This is a genomic window from Dactylosporangium darangshiense (assembly GCF_039537565.1).
In the GTDB taxonomy this organism is placed as follows: domain Bacteria; phylum Actinomycetota; class Actinomycetes; order Mycobacteriales; family Micromonosporaceae; genus Dactylosporangium; species Dactylosporangium darangshiense.
The window spans coordinates 20,887-41,048 of the sequence record NZ_BAABAT010000061.1; the positions used below are offsets into that span (position 1 = coordinate 20,887).

The following is a 20,162-nucleotide window of genomic DNA, read 5'->3' on the forward strand; positions in this document are numbered from 1 at the left end:
CACAGGGTGATTCGTCTGCTCACCCGTTCGACAGGGGATCGGCAGGCACTGATGCGGCTTACGGTCACATCATGCCTCCGGTCCTCGTCCGCCCGTACGTGCGGGTCATCCCGATCACCCATGTCGCGCCCGCCTACCCCCGGCGCTCGCCCATCACGCCGCGGCCCGTAGCCCCCGAGTACCGCCCGCGTCACCTCTCGCCCGCCGTCACGGCGAAGGCGGAGCCGAAAGTGATCATGCCGAGCAAGAACCCGCCGAAGAAGACCCCGCCGAGCCGGCGGCGACCCACCCGGGGTCGCCGCCGGACCCCCACCCTCGCGTGGGGCGCGCTGCTGCTCGCCCTCACCACGGCCGGAGTGACGCTGCGGGTCGCCGACGCCGATCAGGGCGTCGCCCCGGTCCCGGCATCCGAGTCCGGGGAGCAGCAGCCCGCCGTCGGCCTGGGCCAGCTGCAGTCGGCGGGCGTCCCGGCGAAGGACCAGGTGACCAGGGCGAAGCCGGACGCGCCGGACCGGGCGACGATCCAGCTCAAGCACTGACCCGCCTCGCGGCGCTGCAGCACGCCGTTCGGAACTCCCGAGGACGTATGCTGCGCGGACCGGCCGCACCGCGCCGGACAGCCCGGCGTGAGGCGGTCCGATGGAGCAGCAAGAGCGCGAAGTGCTCGACTGGCAGACGTTCGGCACCGCCGCCCGCGAGCTGGCGCAGGCCATCGCCGACGACGGCTTCCGGCCCGACCTCGTCCTCAGCGTCGCGCGCGGCGGGCTGCTGGTGGCCGGCGCGCTGAGCTACGCGCTGGACGTCAAGAGCATCCACATGATGAACGTCCTGTACTACACGGGCGTCGACCAGCGCCTGGACGCCCCGGTCATCCTGCCGCCCCTGCCCGACCTCAGCGAGCTGCCCTCGGCCCGGGTGCTCATCGCCGACGACGTCGCCGACACCGGCGCGACCCTCGAGGTGGTGCGCGACTTCTGTGCCGGGCGGGTCGCGGAGGTGCGCTGCGCGGTGCTGTACGAGAAGCCGCAGTCGACGGTGGCCTGCCAGTACGTGTGGCGGCGCACCGAGCGCTGGATCACCTTCCCGTGGTCGAGCCTGCCGCCGGTGACCGACCCGCAGGCCGCCGTCACGGGTTGACGGGCGGGGCCCCGGTGCTGCGGCGCGGCACCAGCGTGGGGGACAGCGACATGAGCACCGAGCGGCGGCGCTTGCCCTCGACCCGCTCCAGCAGCAGCCGCGCGGCGTTCGAGCCCATCAGCCGGCCGTCCTGGTCGACGCTGGTCAGCGAGATCGGGCCCATCGCGGCGATGCTCGTGTTGTCGTAGCCGGCGACCGAGATGTCCTCGGGGATGCGCAGCCCCGCCTCGTGCACCGCGTTGAGCACCCCGATCGCGGCCACGTCCGCGCCGGCGAAGATCGCGGTCGGGCGGCGCGGGCGGGCCAGCAGCTCCCGGGCCGCAGCGTAGCCGCCTGCCTCGCTGTACGTCGAGGGGACCACGTCGATCTCGTCGGTCAGGCCGCGGCGGGCCATCGCCTGCCGGTAGCCGTCGGCGCGCACCGTCTGCGGCATTGTGGTGGGGATGCCGCGCGTGGTGTCGCGGTGCTCGATGTGCGCGATGCGGCGGTGGCCGAGGTCGGCGAGGTGGTCCACGATCAGCCCGGCGCCGGTCACGTCGTCGTCGACGACGGCGTCGAACTCCGCCGAGCGGCCGTGCCGGCCGATGACGACCGTCGGGACCGTGCGTGCGGTCGCCTCGAGCTGGGCCCGCGGCACCACCGGCGCGATCATGATGAGGCCGTCCATCCGGCGGTCGATCATCGCCTCGGTGATGCGCGCCTGCGACTCCGGCGTGCTGCCGCCGGGGCCGAGCAGCGCCTGGTAGTCGGTGGCGGCCAGGTGCTCGCCGATGCCCTCGATCAGCTCCGGGAAGAACGGGTTGCGCAGGTCGGGGATGAGCACGCCGATTGTGTACGTCTGGCCGCGCATCCCGCGCGCCGCCGCGTGCGGGCGGTAGCCGAGCTCGGCGATCGCCGCGCGGACCCGCTCCTGCATCGCCGGGCTCACCCCGTAGGCGTTGCGCAGCACCTTCGACACCGCCGCCGTCGAGACGTTGGCGCGGCTGGCGACGTCGGCGATGGTCGTGCGGCGGGCCGCCGGTTCCGCTTCGGGCTCGACTGCCATCCGCCGTCTCCTTCGGTGCTGAATGTAGAACGAACTACACGCCTACCGCAGTGTAGTCACGGGCGATCGGCGGTGCGATCGTGGATATTGGTCTACGGAAACGGGCAGAGACGCGTGCTTGACACTCGTGGTGACCGTCATAACAATGGAGAACGCTCTACGAAATCCGCCGCAACGCCCACACCCCTTCCGGCCGTCGCCGGGGCGTTGAATCGTTTCATGAAGGCAGGCACCATGCGTGTTGTCGATCTGCGGGCCGAGCATCATCGCGAGCCGCTCGGGCTCGGCACCAACCGGCCCCGGCTGTCCTGGCGCATCTCGACCTCCCTGCCGGACGCCATGCAGACCGCTTACGAGATCGAGGTGCGCTCCGCGGACGGCGCCTTGTGGACCACCGGCGTCGTCCCGTCCCCCGACCAGGTTCTGGTCGCCTGGCCCGCGACGCCGCTGGCATCCCGCGAGGCGCGCGAGGTCCGGGTTCGGGTGTGGATGAACGATGACATGTCCGAACTATCCGAACCGTTGACGGTCGAGGCCGGCCTGCTGGAACCGGCGGACTGGCAGGCCGCGATGATAGGCGCGGATACATCAGAAATATCCGATACCGACGGCCCGGCCATGATGCTCCGGCGCGAGTTCGTGCTGCCGGCCCAGCCGGTCAGGGCGCGGTTGTATGCGACGGCGCACGGGCTGTACGAGATCGAAATCAACGGACGCACGGTCGGCGACCACGTCCTCGCCCCCGGCTGGACCAGCTACCACCACCGGCTGCGCTACCAGGCGTTCGACGTGACCGGGCACCTCGCCGCCGGCGGCAACGCGATCGGCGCGTGGCTCGCCGAGGGCTGGTACGCCGGGCGCCTCGGCTTCCGCGGAGGCCGCCGCGGCGTCTACGGCACCCGCACCGGCCTGCTCGCGCAGCTCGAGGTCGAGTGCGCCGACGGATCCGTGCACGTCGTCGGCACCGACGGCGCCTGGCGGTCCGCGCCCGGCCCGATCACGGCGACCGGGCTGTACGACGGCGAGCGCCACGACGCCCGCCTGGAGCGCCCCGGCTGGTCGCGCCCCGGCTTCGCCGGCGGCGACTGGGCCGGCGTCGACGAGCTGCCCTTCGACGCGACCCGCCTCGTCGCGCCCGACGGGCCGCCGGTGCGCCGCACCGAGGTCCTGCACCCGGTCACCGTCACCGTGTCGCGCGACGGCCGCGCCATCCTCGACTTCGGCCAGAACATCACCGGGCGGCTGCGCATCCGCGTGCGCGGCCGGGCCGGCGACACCGTTGTCCTGCGCCACGCCGAGGTGCTGCAGGACGGCGAGCTGTACGTGCGGCCGCTGCGCGAGGCGGCGGCGCGCGACGAGTACGTGCTGCGAGGCGGGGACGTCGAGGAGTGGGAGCCGCGCTTCACCGTCCACGGCTTCCGCTACGCGGAGGTGAGCGGCTGGCCCGGCGAGGCCGGCGCCGCCGACGTGCGGGCCGTCGTGTGCCACACCGACATGACCCGCACCGGCTGGTTCGCCTGCTCCGACCCGTTGCTCGAGCGGCTGCACGACAACGTGGTGTGGAGCATGCGCGGCAACTTCCTCGACGTGCCGACCGACTGCCCGCAGCGCGACGAGCGGCTCGGCTGGACCGGCGACCTCGCCGTCTTCGCCCCCACCGCCGCGTTCCTCTACGACTGCGCCGGCCTGCTCACCTCGTGGCTCGCCGACCTCGCCGCCGAGCAGGAGGAGCTCGGCACCGTGCCGTTCTACGTCCCGTGGGTGGAGCTGCTCGGGCCCCCGCAGCCGGCCGCCGTGTGGGGCGACGTCGCGGTCGTCGCGCCGTCGGTCCTGCACGAGCGCTACGGCGACGCCGGGGTGCTGCGGGCGCAGTACCCGAGCATGCGGGCCTGGGTCGACCAGGTCGCGGCGCTGTCCGGCGAGCACCACCTGTGGGACTCCGGCTTCCAGTTCGGCGACTGGCTCGACCCGGCCGCGCCGCCCGAGCAGCCGGCGGCGGCCCGCACCGACCCGCACCTCGTCGCCACGGCCGCACACGCCGACAGCGCGCGCCGGCTCGCCGAGATCGCCGCGGTGCTGGGCGAGGACGGCGACCACGCGCGGTACGGCGCACAGGCCAACGCCGTCGTCGAGGCCTTCAACGACGAGTTCGTGACGCCGAGCGGCCGGCTGGCCAGCGACGCGCAGACCGCCTACGCCATGGCGCTCACCGCCGGGCTGCTGGTGAAGCAGGAGCAGCGGGAGCGGGCCGGGCGGCGCCTCGTCGAGCTGGTGCGCACCGAGGGCTTCCACGTCGGCACCGGGTTCGCCGGCACGCCGCTGATCTGCGACGCCCTGAGCGGCGTCGGCGAGCACGACACCGCCTACCACCTGCTGCTGCAGCGGGAGTGCCCGTCGTGGCTGTACCCGATCACGATGGGCGCCACCACGATGTGGGAGCGCTGGGACAGCATGCTGCCCGACGGCACCGTCAACCCCGGCGAGATGACCTCGTTCAACCACTATGCCTTCGGCGCCGTCGCCGACTGGCTGCACCGCACCGTGGCCGGCCTCGCACCGGCCGCGCCCGGCTACCGCCGCGTCGCCGTGCGGCCCCGCCCCGGCGGCGGCCTCGAGCACGCCGAGGCCGTCCACGACAGCCCGTACGGGCGGATCCGGGTGGCCTGGCGCCGCACCGGCGGCCGCCTCGACGTCGAGGTCAGCCTGCCGCCGGGCGTCACCGCCCGCGTCGAGCTGCCCGCCGACGGCTGGGCGCCGGTCGAGGCCGGCCCCGGCGAGCACCACTACACCTGCACCTTCCGCGACCCCGCCGGCGATCCGCCGCCCGTCGAGGTCAACCACCCCTTCAACGCATAAGGAGCGAAGCCATGCAAGGACGACACCCCCACCTGCGCCCAGTCTGGCTCGACGGCGCTTCGCAATGGTCGACCCAGACCAGGCGCGTCCTCGCCACCCTCGCCGCCACCGCGCTGGCGCTGGCCGGATGCAGCGCCGGCGACCTCGGTTCCAGCGACGACAGCGGCTCCGGCACCACCATCTCGTTCCTCGCCGACAACTCCGACGCGAGCCTCAAGACCGCGCAGGGCGTCGCCGACGCCTTCAACGCCAAGCACGCCGGCGTGACGGTCAAGGTCGAGACCCGCCCGCAGGGCACCGAGGGCGACAACGTCGTCAAGACCCGGCTGTCCACCGGCGACATGACCGACGTGTTCATGTACAACTCCGGCTCGCTCTTCCAGGCCCTCAAGCCGGAGCAGAACCTCGCACCGATCTCCGACCAGCCCTACGTCGGCGACCTCGACAACACCTTCAAGTCCACGGTCTCCGCCGGCGGCAAGGTCTACGGTGTCCCCTTCGGCGGCGCGACCGGCGGCGGCATCCTCTACAACAAGGCCGTGTACACCAAGCTCGGCCTGCAGGTGCCCAAGACCTGGGCCGACTTCATGGCCAACAACGCCAAGATCAAGGCGGCCGGGATCGCGCCGGTCGTGCAGACCTACCAGGACACCTGGACCTCGCAGCTCATCGTGCTCGCCGACTTCCACAACGTCGCCGCCGCGGCGCCCGACTTCGCCGAGCAGTACACCGCCGGCAAGGCCAAGTACGCCACCACCCCGGCGGCGCTGAAGAGCTTCCAGCGGCTGCAGGAGGTGCACGACGCCGGGTACCTCACCACGGACTTCGCCTCCACCAAGCTCGAGGCCGGCATCAAGCACCTCGCCGACGGCACCGGCGCGCACTACCCGATGCTGACCTTCGCGGTCGGCACGCTCGTGTCGCAGTCCCCGGACAAGGTGGGCGACATCGGCTTCTTCGCCCTGCCCGGCGACGACGCCGCCAAGAACGGCCTCACGGTGTGGGAGCCCGCCGGGGTGTACATCCCGAAGACCACGTCCGGCCCGAAGCTCGACGCCGCCCGGAAGTTCCTGCAGTTCGTGGCCAGCAAGGACGGCTGCGACGCCATGGCCAAGGCGACCACCCCGTTCGGGCCGTTCCTCGTCAAGGGCTGCACCCTGCCCGCCGACGTGGCCGCCCCGATCAAGGACATGCAGCCGTACTTCGACAACGGCGCCAACAGCCCGGCCCTGGAGTTCCTGTCCCCGGTGAAGGGCCCGTCGCTGGAGCAGATCACCGTCGAGGTCGGCTCCGGCATCCGCAAGGCCCCCGACGGCGCCGCCCTCTACGACCAGGACGTCAAGAAGCAGGCCCAGCAGCTCGGCCTCCCCGGCTGGTGACCCGAACATGACCCGAGCCCGAAGCCCCTACCCGTACTGGTTCTACGTGCCGGCCGCGCTCGTCTACGGCACCCTGTTCCTGCTGCCGACGTTCGCGTCGTTCTACTTCAGCCTGACCCGCTGGTCGCTGTTCGACTCGCACTTCATCGGGCTGGACAACTTCCGGCAGTTCTTCGAAGAGCCCGCGCTGGTCAAGGGCTTCACCAACACCATCATCTACGCGGTCGTCACCTCCGGCCTGAAGGTGGTGCTGGGCCTGCTGCTCGCGCTGCTGCTCACCTCGCAGCTGTCCGCCCGCGGCTATCTGCGCTCGGTCGTGTTCTTCCCGGTCCTCGTCAGCACCATCGGCGTCGGCCTGACCTTCACCGTGCTCATGGACCCGCAGCGCGGGCTGATCAACGGTGCGCTCGGGGCCGTCGGCATCGACGGCCCCGGGTGGCTCACCAACCCGCACTACGCGCTGCTGTCCGTCGCCCTCGTCGACGTGTGGAAGGGCGTGGGCCTCGCCACGCTCATCTACATCGCCGGCATCGTGTCGATACCGCAGGAGTACTTCGAGGCCGCCCGCGTCGACGGCGCGGGCGCCCTCGCGAACTTCCGCCACATCGTGCTCCCGCTGGCCCGCCCGGCCACGGTCACCGTCGTCATCCTGTCGCTCATCGGCGGCCTGCGCTCCTTCGACCTCATCTGGTCGATGACCCGCGGCGGCCCCGGCTTCACCTCCGACGTCATCGCGTCGGTCATCTACAAGCAGTACCAGGCCGGCTTCTATGGCTTGTCCACCGCCGGCAACGTCGTGCTCTTCCTCGTCGTCACCGCGGTCGTGCTGCCGCTCTACTGGTTCCTCAACCGCCGGGAGGTCGAACAGTGAGGAGGCATCTGTACGGCGCCGCCGCCATCGTCGTGTCCGGCGTCGTGTTCGTCGTGCCGTTCCTGTTCATCGTGCTCAACGCGATCAAGGACCGGCAGGACGCGGCGCTGCCGGCGTTCAGCTGGCCGAAGCGCGCCCAGCCGTGGACCAACCTCGTCGACGTCATCGAGGCGCGCGACTACATGCTGGTCATCGCGTTCATCAACAGCACGATCCTGACCGTCGTCAGCGTCGCCTGCATGGTCGTGCTGGCCGCGATGGTCGCGTTCGTGCTGCAGCGCCGCCGCAGCCGGTGGAACCGCGCGATCGACCTGCTGGTCCTGTCCGGCCTCATCATTCCCCCGGCGGTGGTACCCACGATCTGGGTCCTGCAGCGCCTGGGGCTGTTCAAGACCATGTCCGGCCTGATCCTCGTCGAGATCGCCTTCGGGCTCTCGTTCAGCATCCTGCTGTTCCGCGCCTTCATCGCCACGATCCCGAGGGAGCTCGACGAGGCGGCGACCATCGACGGCGCCGGCCCGCTGCGGCTGTTCTTCCGGGTGGTCCTGCCGCTGCTGCGCCCGGTCGCGATCACCACGGTCGTCGTGCAGTCGGTGGCGGTGTTCAACGACTTCACCAACCCGCTGTACTTCCTGCCCGGCGACCAGAACGCCACCGTCCAGCTCACCCTCTACAACTTCTCCAGCCAGTACAACACGCAGTACAACCTGCTGTTCATGAACATCCTGCTCATCACCGTCCCTCCCTTGATCATGTTCATGTTCTTCAACCGCCAGATCGTCGCCGGCATGACCTCCGGCGCGGTGAAGGGCTGACCATGCGCAGAGTCGTCATGCGGGGAGCCCGGAATGCCATCGACCAACGGCCGGAAAGCCGAGCCCGCACGGAGGGTGCCGCGGACGGTTAAGCTGCAGACCCCATACAGGAGGTCCGATGCAGAGGGCGTCAACGCGCAAGACGTGGCAGGCCTTCCTCACCTGGCTGCTGGGCGGCGTCGCGCTCGCCGTGCTCGCCGTGGTGATCTACTCCAGCCAGAGCGCGCACGCGTGGACGACCGCGGCGGTCGGGCTGATCGTCACCGCGGCCACGGCGCTGGCCGGCGGGGCGATCGGGTTCGTCTTCGGCGTGCCCAGGCTCGCCGCCGCCAACGGGACCGGGCAGGGGCAGTCGCCGATCGTCGGCAACACCAACCTCGAGCAGATCAGCGACTGGCTGACGAAGATCCTCGTCGGGGTCGGGCTGACCCAGTTCGGCGCCATCGCCGACCGGGCGGGGCGCATGATCTCCTCGATCGCGCCGGCCATGGGCGACGGGCCCGCCGCCACCGTCTTCACCGGCGGGCTGGCGCTCTACTCCGCCGGGTTCGGGTTCATCACCGGGTGGCTGTACACCCGGCTGCTGCTCGGCAGCGCGATGGCCGACGCCGACCGCCGGGCCCGGGTGAAGGGCCTCATGCACGCCGCGCGCAACGCGGAGCAGGCCGGCGAGGTCGGCGCCGCGCAGGAGCTGCGCGACAAGGCGCTCAAGGTGCTCGAGGACGCCGACGAACCGCCCGCCGTCAAGGACGAGGACGAGGCCGCGAAATAGCCGCCTACTGCCGGTCGGGGTCCAGGGCGTCGCCGAGCGGGACGATGCCGTGCTGCAGGCCGAAGATCGCGGCCTGGGTGCGGTCCTGCAGGTCGAGCTTCGTGAGGATGCTCGACACGTAGGACTTGACCGTCTGCTCGCCCAGCGACAGCAGCCGGGCGATCTCGCGGTTGGAGCGGCCGCGGGAGAGCTCGGCGAGCACGTCGCGCTCGCGGGTCGAGAGGCGGTTGAGCGGGCTCTCGCCGGCGGCTCTGCGCACGCGGTGGACCAGGGCGGCGGTCACGCCGGGGTCGAGGATGCTGCCGCCGGCCGCCGCGGCGCGCACCGCCTCGACGACCCGGTCCGTCGACGCGGTCTTCGGCAGATAGGACAGAGCGCCGGCGCGGACCGCGTCCAGCGCGCGGCCCTCGTCGGCGTAGGAGGTCAGGACCACCACGGCCGGGCGCACGTCCATCGTGGACAGCTGCAGCAGGACGCCGAGGCCGTCGAGGCCGGGCATGCGCATGTCCAGCAGCAGCACGTCGGGGCGGTGGCGCAGCGTCTCGGCGACCGCGGCCACGCCGTCGGCGGCCTCGCCGGCGACCTCGATGCCGGGCTCCTGCTCCAGCACGAAGCGCAGGCCCTGGCGCACCACGGCGTGGTCGTCGGCGATGACGACCCGCACGACGCGGTCCATGTCAAAACCTCCCATCGGCCTCAAACCCCTATCGGCAGTCGAACCCGCACCGTCGTTCCCTCGCCCGGCGCGCTGTGCACCTCCACGATGCCACCGAGCTCGGCGGCCCGTTCGCGCATGAGGCGCAGGCCCATGCCGTGGCGCTCGCCGGCGCTCGCCGGGTCGAAGCCGAGGCCGTCGTCGCGCACGGTCACCGCGACGCCGGGCCCGCCGCCGTCGCGGGCGGGCTCGGGCTCGACCCGCACGTCCACGGTGCTCGGGTCGCCGTGGCGGACGGCGTTGGCGAGGGCCTCCTGGGCCATGCGCAGTACCGCATGCTCCACGGCCGGATCGTCGGGCAGGTCGGCGACCTCGGCGCTGATGCGGACCCCGACCCGCGCCTCGTAGGCGCGGCACAGCTCGCCGATCGCCTCGGCGAGGCCGGCGTCCTCCAGCGCGATCGGGCGCAGCTCCAGCAGCATGGCCCGCATCTCGCGCATGGTGCGAGCCAGCGACTCCTCCATCGCGGTCGCCTGGTGCCGCAGCTGCGTGCCCTCCGGCAGGGCCTTGCGCAGCCCGCCGGCGAGGAGGCTGGCCGAGAACAGGTCCTGCGAGATGGCGTCGTGCAGCTCCCGGGCGATGCGGGCCCGCTCGGCCTGCCGGGCCTTCGCGCCGGCCGCGACCCGCTGCGCGTCCTGCGCCTCGGCGAGGCGCCCGGCCATCGTGTTGAACGCGTCCTCGAGCCGGCCGACCTCGTCGCGGCCGGAGGCGGGGATGCGCACGGCGAGGTCGCCGCCGGCCATCGCCGTGGTCCCGGCGGCCAGGCGGCGGATGCGCCGGATGAGCCGGCCGGTGCTCAGCAGGCCGAACAGCGCGCCGACCGGTAGCAGCAGCACGAGGGCGACCGCGGCCGGCGTGATCAGCGGCACGAGCGAGGTGCCGTCGGCCGTGGCCGTCCTGTCCGCGATGGGGTGGTCGACGACCTCCGGCTTATCGCCGAGGGCTTTCGTGTCGCCGGTCTTGCTCTGGGCGATCTTGTCCGAGTTCGCGATGGCCACGTAGGCGAGGCCGATGCGGCGCGACCCGCCCGTGGTCTCGGTGATCTGGATCGGTGCCGTGGCCCAGACGCCCGGCACACCGTCGATGACCAGCGTGCCGATGGTGTCGCGCAACGCCTCGGCCGGCAGGCGCTGCCCCATCGGGGGGTCGCCGGCCACCAGGCGGCCGTCGGGATCGGCCACCGCTCTGCGCATCCGGGCCTGCTGCCCCAGCTGCTCGACGCCGAACCACTTCTTGTCGCCCTGCACGGTCTTCAGGGCCATGGTGAGGACATCCCCGTCGGCGCGCTCCGGATCCCGCGCGGCGATCACCGCGGCGCCCTGCCCGACCATGGCCGCCAGCTCGACGGCCGCGAGGCTGGCCTTGGACTTCTGGTCCTGCGTCACCGCCGCGGCCGCCGCCCGCCGCGCCTGGTCGGCCTGCCGTTCGGAGGCGAGGATGCGCGGCACGGCGAGCCCGAGGACGACGGCCTCGACGAGCAGCACCGCGGCCGCGGAGACCAGCACGTAGGAGGCGGCCATGCGCGTGCGCAGGCCGAACCGCGACCACAGGCCCGTCCACATCACTGCCGCCCTCCCCAAATGGTGGTCGCACCGGGGCAACCTTTGGGGGCAGCGCCGCCGCGGATCGATGCGCCACCGTGAGGACCATGTCGAAGCCGAAGTACGTCGCCGCGCTGGCCACGGTCGCGATCGCGCTCGCCGGCTGCAACGGCGGATCGCACCCGTCGCCGGGCCCGTCGCCGAGCGCCGGCGCGCAGGAGGCGCGCATCGCCTGGCTGCGGGTCTCCGAGTGCATGCGAGCCAACGGATACCCCGACTTTCCGGACCCGGCCCTCGACGACCGCGGTGTCTGGACCGTCTCCTACCCGACCCAGGGCTCGCCGGCCGAATGCGACGAGCTGGTGCGCCAGGCGAAGGTGAACAGCCGTGCCCTCAGTGCGATCTCCCCGTCGGAGATGGCGTCGCTGCAGGCGTACGCCAAGTGCATGCGCGGTCACGGCATCGCCGCCTTCCCGGACCCCGACGAGGACGGCAACTTCGGCCCCGGGGTCGAGCCGTTGCAGGCCGACCCGAAGTTCCCGGCGGCCTTCGACGCCTGCAAGGCGCTGCGCCCGCCGCAACGCCCCAAGTGACCGACCCATCCCGACACCATCGCAGGTCGGGCCGGTCGTTCGCCTCCCCCAAAGGTAACCGGCGCCGCCCCACCATCGGCGGTACGGGCCGGTCGTCGTAATTTTGCCATCCATACTGTTGAAAGTGACGGTTGACGGCCGCAAGTTCGGAGCGTTGGATGCAAATACTTGCGACATTCGCGTTCCGAACCGCACGTCGGCGGTGCGCTGCCGGACCGCGAGGTACGCCGCTACGTACCCGCACCGCAGGTCCGAGGAGGACTCCGCATGAACCGATCAACCATGCGCATCACGCGCCGCCTGGTGGGGCCGGCGGCCGCCGCCGTGCTGGTGGGCGCGATGCTCGCCGCCGCACCGCCCGCGCCGGCCGCCACCGTCGCCGGCGCGACCACGCCGTTCGCCAGCCTCGAGGCCGAGGCCGGCACGCCCGGCGGCGGCGCCGGCACGGTGGCGCTGACCGCGGCGCCGACGACGCAGTACTCCAGCCCGGCCCTGGAGGCGTCCGGGCACGCGTACGTGCACCTGGCCGCCACCGGGCACCGCGTGCAGTGGACGAACACGACCGGCAAGCCGATCAGCGCGATCGTGGTGCGCGAGAGCATCCCCGACGCACCGGGCGGCGGCGGGCAGTCGGCCACGCTCAACCTCTACGTCGACGGAGCGTTCCGCCAGGCGCTCAACCTCACGTCGAAGCAGACGTGGGTGTACGAGGGCAACAACCACTACAACGACAGCAGCGACCAGAACCCGGCCGACGGCAACCCCCGGGTCTTCTTCGACGAGGCCCGCGCCTTCGTCACCGGCGCGCCGATCGCGCCCGGCGCCACGTTCGCCCTGCAGAAGGACGCCGCGAACGCCGCCGCCTACTACGACATCGACGTTGTCGACGTGGAGAACCCGGCGCCGATCGCCCAGCCGGCGAACTCGATCTCCATCACCTCGTGCGGCGCCGTCGCCGACAACGCCGGCGTGGACAGCACCGGCGCGATCCAGAGCTGCATCGACCAGGCGCAGTCGCAGGGCCGCACGCTGTGGATCCCGTCCGGGACCTTCTACCTGAAGGGCACGAACGGCCTGCACGCGCAGGGCATCACCATCGCCGGTGCCGGGCCCTGGTACAGCACCGTCTATCGCGCGGTACCGCTGCCGAACCCGACGCCGCTGGGTGCGGTGTTCCAGCTGACGTCCACGACGGTGCGCGACTTCCACGTCGACTCCAACGCCACCAGCCGGGCCAGCGCCGACGGCGCCGGCGGCGCGATGGACACCACCGGCACGAACTGGGTCGCCGACAACATCTGGACCCAGCACACGCTGTCCGGCTTCTGGGCCTCCGGCACCGGCGGCACCGTGCGCAACAGCCGGCTGACTACGATCTGGGCCGACGGCATCAACGTCAACAACGTGTCGATGGGCAACTCCGTCGGCAACAACCTGACCGCGACGAACAACTTCGTGCGCGGCACCGGCGACGACGGCATGGCGATCAACTCCGTCAACTACAACACCGACGGCAACGGCAACCGCACGTACTACACGGCGATGTCCAACGCGTCGTTCACGCACAACACGATCGTCGCACCGTGGGGCGGCAAGGGCATCGGGATCTACGGCGGCTCCGGGCACGACGTTGAGTACAACGCCATCAGCGACACGGCCCGGTACATCGGCCTCGGCGCGGGCCGCTTCGGCGTCAACGGCAACGACCTGCTCGGCGCGACGGTGTCCAACAACGTGGTCACCCGCTCCGGCGGCAACGGCTACAGCCAGGGCCAGCCGGCCCTGCACGTGGGCAACGGCGGCGACGGGCAGAACGTCGGCGTCGTGGACCGGGTCGTCGTGGCGAACAACACCGTCGCGGACTCCCTCTACGACGGCATCGGCTTCTCCACGTCGACCAACACCCAGCTGCAGAACAACACGGTGACGTCGCCGTGGCGCAACGGCATCGTCGTCGCCCCGCCGTTCTACCCGGCGCCGAGCGGCTCCGCGGCCATCACCGGCAACACGGTGACCGGCCTGCGCTCGGGCACGTCGGCGTACCTCAACAACTCCGGCGGCTTCGCCGCGACGCTGAGCGGCAACAGCTGGCAGGGCGGCACCGGCCCCGTCGAGGCCCCGTTCGGCGGGACCCCCGCCGCGGTCCCCGGCACCGTGCAGGCCGAGAACTACGACACCGGCGGCCAGGGCCTCGCCTACAACGTGACCTCGGTCAACGGCACCGGCAACGCCTACCGCGCCGACGGCGTCGACCTCGAGCCCACATCGGACACCGGCGGCGGGTACAACCTGGGCTGGACCGGCTCCGGCCAGTGGTTCCGCTACACCGTCGACGTCGCAACCGCCGGCCAGTACACGCTCACCGCCCGCGTGGCGGCCCCGAGCGCCGTCACCGGCGCGCTGCACCTGGCGAGCGCCACCGGCGCCAACCTCACCGGCGCGGTGAACATCCCGGCAACGGGCGACTGGCAGGCGTGGACGAACGTCACCGCGACGCTCACCCTGCCGGCCGGCCGCCAGGTGCTCACGCTGGCCGAGGACACCGGCGGCTGGAACCTCAACAGCCTGCAGTTCGCCCCGGGCGGCACGACCCCGCCCCCGACCCCGACGAACATCGCCGCGGGCCGGCCGACGTCTGAGTCGTCGCACACCCAGGTGTACGCCTCGTCGAACACCACCGACGGCAACCAGGGCAGCTACTGGGAGAGCGCCAACAACGCCTTCCCGCAGTGGGTCCAGGTCGACCTGGGCTCGTCCCGCGCGGCGAACAAGGTCGTGCTGCAGCTCCCGGCGTCGTGGGGCGCCCGCAACCAGACCCTGACCCTGACCGCGTCGGCGGACGGCTCCACGTTCACGACGGTGACGGCGTCGTCGGCGTACACGTTCTCCCCGTCGTCGAACAACACCGTCACCATCACGTTCGCCGCCACGACCCAGCGCTACTGGCGCGCCACGTTCACCGCGAACACGGGCTGGCCCGCCGGCCAGCTCTCCGAGTTCCAGGTGTGGAGCGCCTAGTCTCCTGAGCCGAAGGGGTACAGCACCGTCGCGCCGTCCGGGGTGCGGATCGTGACCGGGAGGCGGCCGGGGGTGCCGGCCCGGCCCGTGAGGGCGTCGGCCAGGGCCAGCAGCGAGACCGGCTGGTAGCCGTAGGCGGCGAGGAACGCCGGGGTCGGCGGGAGGTACGCGATGTCGTACGGCCCGCCGACCGCCGCCGCGGTCACCGGCCGGCCCGTGGCCGCGAGGGCCTGCACGAGCGCCACCTGGGTCGGGTCGGACCAGACGTTGTTCGTGGTGACGACCGTGGCGTCGGCCGCCTGCGCCGCCGCCACGGCCTGTGCGATCACCGCGGGGGAGGGCGAGCCCGTCCACAGGCGGGTGGCCGTGACGCCGCGGGCGTTGAGGGCGTCGGTGAGGGTCTGTGTGGTGCCGACGCCCCAGCCGGTGACGAGGACGCGGGCGCCGGCCGGCAGCGGCAGGCCCGCGCCGCGCAGCTTCGTGATCGAGCGGGCCGCGATCGCCGACATCGCCTGCAGGTGCTCCGGGGTGCCGACGACCGGTGAGGCGGGTGCGTCGGCGCCGTCGAAGAGGCCGAGTGCGCGCTTCATGCGCAGGATCCGGCGTACCGACTGGTCGATCCTCGCCTCGGCGAGCGTCCCGGCGGCGACCGCGTCCAGGACCGCGCGGATCGCCAGGGGCGGGTCGGCGGGCATGAGCAGCTGGTCGATGCCGGCGGCGATCGCGTCGAGCACGATCTGCGCCGGCGGGATGGCGGCCAGGGCGGCCGCGTCGAGGGCGTCGGTGATGACGACGCCGTCGAAGTGCAGCCGCTCGCGCAGCAGGCCGGTGACGATCGGGCGGGACAGGCTGGCCGGGGCGCCGGACGGGTCGAGGGCCGGCGCGACGATGTGTGCGGCCATGATGCTCGGCACCCCGGCCGCGATCGCGGCCTGGAAGGGCGGGACGTGGGTGGCCAGGATCTGCGCGCGGGTCTCGTCGGTGACGGCGACGCCGTTGTCGGTGTTGACGGTCGTGTCGCCGAGGCCGGGGAAGTGCTTGGCCTGCGCGCCGATGCCGGCCGAGCGGTAGCCGGCCACCGCGGCCGCGGCGAGCAGCGACACCTGTGCGGTGCGGTCGCCGAAGGAGCGCGGGCCGTCGGCGGCGTTGCGCGGGTTGGTGTTGACGTCGACGACCGGGGCGTCGACGACGTTGATGCCGAGCTCGCGCAGCTCCTGGCCGCTGATCCGGGCGGCGCGCAGCGCGGCGGCCGGGTCGAAGGTGGCGCCGACGGCCATGTTGCCCGGCGACACCGCGAGGGGCGCGCCGATGCGGGTGACGATCCCGCCCTCCTGGTCGGTGCTGATCTGCAGCGGGATGCCGGTGTCGGCGCTGGCCGCGGCCTGCAGGCCGTTGGACAGCGCGGCGATCTGGGCGGGCCCTCCGCCGAGGTTGTGGCTCCACGTGAAGTAGATGACCCCGCCCAGGTGGTGCCGGGCGATGACCTCCGCCGCCGTCGCGACGCCGTATCGGGCGGTGTTCGCCGCCGCGTCGGGCGCGGCGGGCGCCGTGGCGCTGTCGCCGTAGACGTAGCCGACGAACATCTGGCCGACCTTCTGCTCCAGCGTGAGGCCCTTGAGGAGCCGCTCGACCGGGTCGGCGGGGGAGGCCGAGGCCTCATCGGGCAGCCCCGCGACGACGAGCGCGCCAAGGCCGCCGGCAAGCACCGAACGTCTCAACATATGTAAATCTCTATGCCGATCGATGGCTTCCGTCAACCAGGGCGGCGATGCCGTCCAGCACCCGGGTGAGGCCGAACGTGAACTCGGCCTCGGCGTCGTAGGTGGCGTCGTCGTCGATCGCACCGCCGGCGATCGCGGCGGCGACGGCCGGGAACCGGGCCGGGTCGGCCAGGCGGGTCAGCGCCCGGCCGTAGTCGATCGGCGGCCGCTCGCCCGGGCCTCGCATCGCGGCCGCGGCGGTGCCGGCCCAGCTGCGCACGAACCCGGACAGCAGCATGACGACGGAGAGCTTCTCGCGCTCGGCGAGCGCGGTGCCGGCCAGCGCCGCCAGGCAGCGCTCCAGCCAGGCGATCTGGTTCGGGGTGATCGGCGGTGCGCCCACGGGGACCTGCAGCGTCCACGGCGCACCCAGCAGCGCATCCAGGTAGGCGCGGGCCCAGCGCTGCAGGCCGGGGCGCCAGCCGGGCTCGGCGCCGGGCGGCTCGCCGGGCGGTGCGCCCACGCCGGCGTCGAGCATGAGGTCCAGCAGTTCGTCCTTGGCGGCGACGTAGCGGTACAGCGCCATCGCCGACGTGCCGAGCTCCTTGCCCAGCCGGACCATCGACACCGCCGCGAGGCCCTCGGCGGCCGCCACCCGGACCCCGGCCTCCACGATCCGCTCGAGGCTCAGCCCCGGCCGCGGGCCGTAGCCCGCCCGCTCGCGCAGGCCCCACGCCGCCGCGATGCTCGCCGGAACCCCGGCGTCGTCAACGTCACTCACCCCTTGTTTATACCATAAGCAGTGGTGTTTAATCCTTAAACAGTCGAGCGGGGAGGAGACCCTCATGCACGTGCTGATCTCGGGCGCCGGCGTCGCCGGGCAGGCCCTGGCCTACTGGCTCAACCGCGGCGGAGCCGCCGTCACCGTCGTGGAGCGCGCGCCCGCGCTGCGCGAGGGCGGGCACGCCGTGGACTTCCGCGGCGCCGCGCACCTGGACGTCCTGCGCCGCATGGGCGCGCTGGAGGAGATCGAGCGGCGGCGAACCGGCATGGGCGCCATGTACTACGTCAACGCGGCCGGCCGGCGGGTCAGCCGCATGCCGGCCGACCTGTTCGCCGGCGACGTGGAGATCCTGCGCAGCGACCTGGCCAAGGTGTTCTACGAGCTGACCGCGCCTGCCGGGGTCGAGTACCGCTTCGGCGACTCGGTCCGGGCGCTGCGGGAGGAGCCGGGCGGGGTCGCCGTCGCCTTCGAGCACGCCCCGCAGGCCCGCTACGACCTCGTCATCGGCGCCGACGGGCTGCACTCCGCGGTGCGCGCGCTCGCGTTCGGCCCGGAGGAGGACTACGTGCACCACCTCGGGCTGCACTGCGCGATCTTCCCGGTGGAGAACTTCCTCGGCCTCGATCACACCGCGGAGGCCTACCGCACCACGAGCCGGGTCGTCATCGTCACCAGCGCCAACCACAACGCCGAGGCGCGGGCGCAGCTGTTCTTCCCATCGCCGAAGGTGTACGACCGGCGCGACCTCGACGCGCAGCGCCGCGCCGTCGCCGAGGCGTTCGCCGGGGTCGGCTGGCACACGCCGCGCCTGCTGGACGCGTTGCGCGCCACGCCGGAGCTGTACCTCGACTCCGTCGCGCAGGTCCGGATGCCGCGCTGGTCGGCCGGGCGGGTCGCGCTGCTCGGCGACGCCGCCTACTCGCCGTGCCTGCTGTCCGGCATGGGCTCCGGCCTCGCCGTCGTCGGCGCCTACGTGCTCGCCGGCGAGCTGCTGCGCGCCGGTGCCGACCACGCGGCCGGGTTCTCCGCGTACGAACGCATCATGCGCCCGTACGCGGAGGGTGCCCAGCGCGGCGCCGAGGGCAACGCCGCGATGATGGTGCCGCAGGGGCGGCTGCTCACCGCGTTCCTGAACCAGTACATCAAGCTGGTGCCGTACCTGCCCGGCAAGCAGATGATCGCCAACGCCGCCCGCCGCACCGCCGAGGCCGTCGAGCTGCCGGCCTACGCCTGGGCCGGCTCGTGACGCCCGCTCATGCGTTCGCCCCCTCCGTCACCAGCACGGCGCGGAAGCGTGCCGCGCCGGAGATCATCAGCTCGTACGCCTTCTCGGCCTCGGCCAGCGGGAACGTCTCGAGCATGGGCCGGATGCCCCGCTGCGCGGCGAACGCCAGGTTGTCCTCGTTCTCGATCGCGGTGCCGGTGAGGCTGCCGGCGATCGACCGCGTGCCGAAGATGAGTGCGAGGGTGTCGACCTGCACCGGGTCCGCGGCCGCGCCGACCACGACGAGGCGGCCCCGCGGCGCCAGGCCGTGCACGAGCGGCGACATCGAGGACCCGCTGGCGGCGGTGGCGACGATGGCCGCGGCCCCGCCGAGCGCCTGCAGCGCCTCGCCCGGGTCCTGCGCGGTGCTGTCGACGTAGTGCTCGGCGCCGAGCCGCTCGGCGAGGGCCCGCTTGTCCTCGCCGCGGGCGACGACGGCGACGCGGTAGCCGAGCCGGGCCGCGTACTGCACGCCGAGGTGCCCGAGCCCGCCGAGCCCCTGGATCGCGACCAGGGCGCCGGGCCTGGCGCCGCCCTGCTGCAGCGCCTGAAACGTGGTGAGCCCGGCGCACAGCAGCGGCGCGGCCTCGACCGCGCTCAGCTCGTCCGGGATGCGCACGAGGCCGCTGGAGCGGGCATAGAGCACCTCGGCGTAGCCGCCGTCCGCGGTGAGGCCGAGGCGCGGCTGGTCGGCGCAGTTCACGAAGTCCCCGCGCCGGCAGGGCGTGCAGCGCCCGCAGTGCCCGCCGAGGAAGCCGACGCCGACCCGCTCGCCCACGCGCCAGTCCTGTGCCGGCGCCGGCCCGATCGCCTCGATGACGCCGACGACCTCGTGCCCCGGCACGATCGCCGCGCCGCCGCCGGCCTCGACGGCGACCGCGTCGGTGTGGCAGATGCCGCAGGCGTGCACGCGGATGCGCACCTCGTCCCATCCCGGCTCGCGCAGGGCCCGCTCGACGGCGGCGAACCGCCGCCCGCCGGTCGTCTCGATTGCTAGGTAGTTCGCCATGCCGCCAATATGACCGGTCGTCTTAGTTCGCCGCCAGGTCGCCTGCGTCACGTTGACGACAGGGAGACGACCGGTCATATTGTGGGGTTGTGGCACGCAGGAGCATGCGCGAGGAGATCGTCGGCGCCGGGCTGCGCCGTTTTCACGAGCTGGGCTACAACGCCGCGGGCGTCAAGGACATCACCGACGAGGCGGGCGTGCCGAAGGGGTCGTTCTACAACCACTTCGAGAGCAAGGAGGCCCTGGCCGTCGAGGCGCTGGAGCGGTACGGCGCGGGCCTGCGCCTGACCGACCTGGCCGACGGCTCGGTGGCGCCCCTGGCCCGCATCCGCGGCCACTTCGAGTTCATGCGCGACCGGATCGTGGCCCTGGAGGGCCGGCAGGGCTGCCTGCTGGGCAACCTCGGCGCCGAGGTCGCCGACCACAGCGAGGTGATCCGCTCCGCGGTGGCCGGCGGCTGGCGCTCGTGGGTGGCGCTGCTGTCGGCGGCGATCGCGCAGGCACAGGCGGCGGGCGAGGTCGGCCCGACGGACCCGGAGGCGACGGCCCGCTTCCTCATCAACGCGTGGGAAGGCACCCTGCTCGAGGTCCGCGTGACCGCCTCCGTCGAGGCGTTCGAGCCCTTCTTCGCGCTCGCCTTCGGCCGCCTGCTGGCCCCCTGAG

General features: G+C 72.7%; 17 protein-coding genes. 11 read left to right on the top strand and 6 right to left on the bottom strand.

Annotation, left to right across the window (positions count from 1 at the left end; translation table 11 throughout):
• The first annotated feature begins 71 nt into the window (after positions 1-71).
• Positions 72-539: a hypothetical protein gene (locus ABD901_RS52075; protein ID WP_345141794.1), complete on the top strand. Its 468-nt coding sequence runs from the start codon at positions 72-74 to the stop codon at positions 537-539.
• Between the two features lie 100 nt (positions 540-639).
• Positions 640-1,137 (top strand): phosphoribosyltransferase, encoded by a 498-nt coding sequence (locus ABD901_RS52080; RefSeq protein ID WP_345141797.1) that lies wholly within the window; start codon positions 640-642, stop codon positions 1,135-1,137.
• On the opposite strand, the gene ABD901_RS52085 is transcribed toward ABD901_RS52080, so the two are convergent.
• Entirely contained in the window at positions 1,127-2,182 is a 1,056-nt protein-coding gene (locus ABD901_RS52085; protein ID WP_345141800.1) for a LacI family DNA-binding transcriptional regulator, read from the bottom strand. The two genes, ABD901_RS52080 and ABD901_RS52085, sit on opposite strands and share 11 nt — an antisense overlap.
• 234 nt (positions 2,183-2,416) lie before the next feature.
• On the opposite strand from ABD901_RS52085, the gene ABD901_RS52090 reads away from it, so the two are divergent.
• The 5 genes from ABD901_RS52090 to ABD901_RS52110 all read left to right on the top strand — a co-directional run bounded on the left by ABD901_RS52090 (position 2,417) and on the right by ABD901_RS52110 (position 8,875).
• A complete protein-coding gene (locus ABD901_RS52090; RefSeq protein WP_345141802.1) occupies positions 2,417-5,038 on the top strand; it encodes a family 78 glycoside hydrolase catalytic domain in 2,622 nt (873 codons plus the stop codon).
• Between the two features lie 11 nt (positions 5,039-5,049).
• Entirely contained in the window at positions 5,050-6,417 is a 1,368-nt protein-coding gene (locus ABD901_RS52095; RefSeq protein ID WP_345141805.1) for an ABC transporter substrate-binding protein, read from the top strand.
• Positions 6,418-6,424: 7 nt separating this feature from the next.
• Positions 6,425-7,288, top strand: a complete 864-nt coding sequence (locus ABD901_RS52100; protein WP_345141808.1) for a carbohydrate ABC transporter permease — start codon at positions 6,425-6,427, stop codon at positions 7,286-7,288.
• Positions 7,285-8,103 carry a carbohydrate ABC transporter permease gene (locus tag ABD901_RS52105; protein WP_345141810.1) on the top strand — a complete coding sequence of 273 codons (819 nt, stop codon included), beginning with the start codon at positions 7,285-7,287 and terminating at the stop codon, positions 8,101-8,103. The genes ABD901_RS52100 and ABD901_RS52105 overlap by 4 nt, the downstream gene beginning before the upstream one ends.
• 118 nt (positions 8,104-8,221) lie before the next feature.
• Positions 8,222-8,875 (top strand): hypothetical protein, encoded by a 654-nt coding sequence (locus ABD901_RS52110; RefSeq protein ID WP_345141813.1) that lies wholly within the window; start codon positions 8,222-8,224, stop codon positions 8,873-8,875.
• A 4-nt stretch (positions 8,876-8,879) separates the two neighbouring features.
• Here the strand turns inward: ABD901_RS52110 and ABD901_RS52115 are convergent, their stop codons facing one another.
• Positions 8,880-9,551, bottom strand: coding sequence for a response regulator (locus ABD901_RS52115; protein WP_345141816.1), 672 nt, complete (start codon positions 9,549-9,551; stop codon positions 8,880-8,882).
• A 20-nt stretch (positions 9,552-9,571) separates the two neighbouring features.
• Positions 9,572-11,152: a sensor histidine kinase gene (locus ABD901_RS52120; RefSeq protein ID WP_345141884.1), complete on the bottom strand. Its 1,581-nt coding sequence runs from the start codon at positions 11,150-11,152 to the stop codon at positions 9,572-9,574.
• A gap of 86 nt (positions 11,153-11,238) precedes the next feature.
• On the opposite strand from ABD901_RS52120, the gene ABD901_RS52125 reads away from it, so the two are divergent.
• Together ABD901_RS52125 and ABD901_RS52130 are read left to right on the top strand one after the other, a co-directional pair.
• A complete protein-coding gene (locus ABD901_RS52125) occupies positions 11,239-11,724 on the top strand; it encodes a hypothetical protein (RefSeq protein WP_345141818.1) in 486 nt (161 codons plus the stop codon).
• A gap of 267 nt (positions 11,725-11,991) precedes the next feature.
• On the top strand, positions 11,992-14,742 hold the full coding sequence (locus ABD901_RS52130; RefSeq protein ID WP_345141821.1) for a carbohydrate-binding protein: 2,751 nt from the start codon (positions 11,992-11,994) through the stop codon (positions 14,740-14,742).
• On the opposite strand, the gene ABD901_RS52135 is transcribed toward ABD901_RS52130, so the two are convergent.
• Positions 14,739-16,463 (bottom strand): glycoside hydrolase family 3 protein, encoded by a 1,725-nt coding sequence (locus tag ABD901_RS52135; protein ID WP_345141826.1) that lies wholly within the window; start codon positions 16,461-16,463, stop codon positions 14,739-14,741. The genes ABD901_RS52130 and ABD901_RS52135 overlap by 4 nt on opposite strands.
• 10 nt (positions 16,464-16,473) lie before the next feature.
• Entirely contained in the window at positions 16,474-17,223 is a 750-nt protein-coding gene (locus tag ABD901_RS52140) for a TetR/AcrR family transcriptional regulator (RefSeq protein ID WP_345141829.1), read from the bottom strand.
• A 64-nt stretch (positions 17,224-17,287) separates the two neighbouring features.
• Here ABD901_RS52140 and ABD901_RS52145 point away from each other — a divergent pair, with 64 nt between their 5' ends.
• Positions 17,288-18,472, top strand: coding sequence for an FAD-dependent monooxygenase (locus ABD901_RS52145; protein WP_345141832.1), 1,185 nt, complete (start codon positions 17,288-17,290; stop codon positions 18,470-18,472).
• A 7-nt stretch (positions 18,473-18,479) separates the two neighbouring features.
• On the opposite strand, the gene ABD901_RS52150 is transcribed toward ABD901_RS52145, so the two are convergent.
• Positions 18,480-19,499, bottom strand: a complete 1,020-nt coding sequence (locus tag ABD901_RS52150) for a zinc-binding dehydrogenase (RefSeq protein WP_345141835.1) — start codon at positions 19,497-19,499, stop codon at positions 18,480-18,482.
• 89 nt (positions 19,500-19,588) lie between these two features.
• On the opposite strand from ABD901_RS52150, the gene ABD901_RS52155 reads away from it, so the two are divergent.
• Entirely contained in the window at positions 19,589-20,161 is a 573-nt protein-coding gene (locus tag ABD901_RS52155) for a TetR/AcrR family transcriptional regulator (RefSeq protein WP_345141838.1), read from the top strand.
• The last annotated feature ends 1 nt before the right edge of the window (position 20,162 follow it).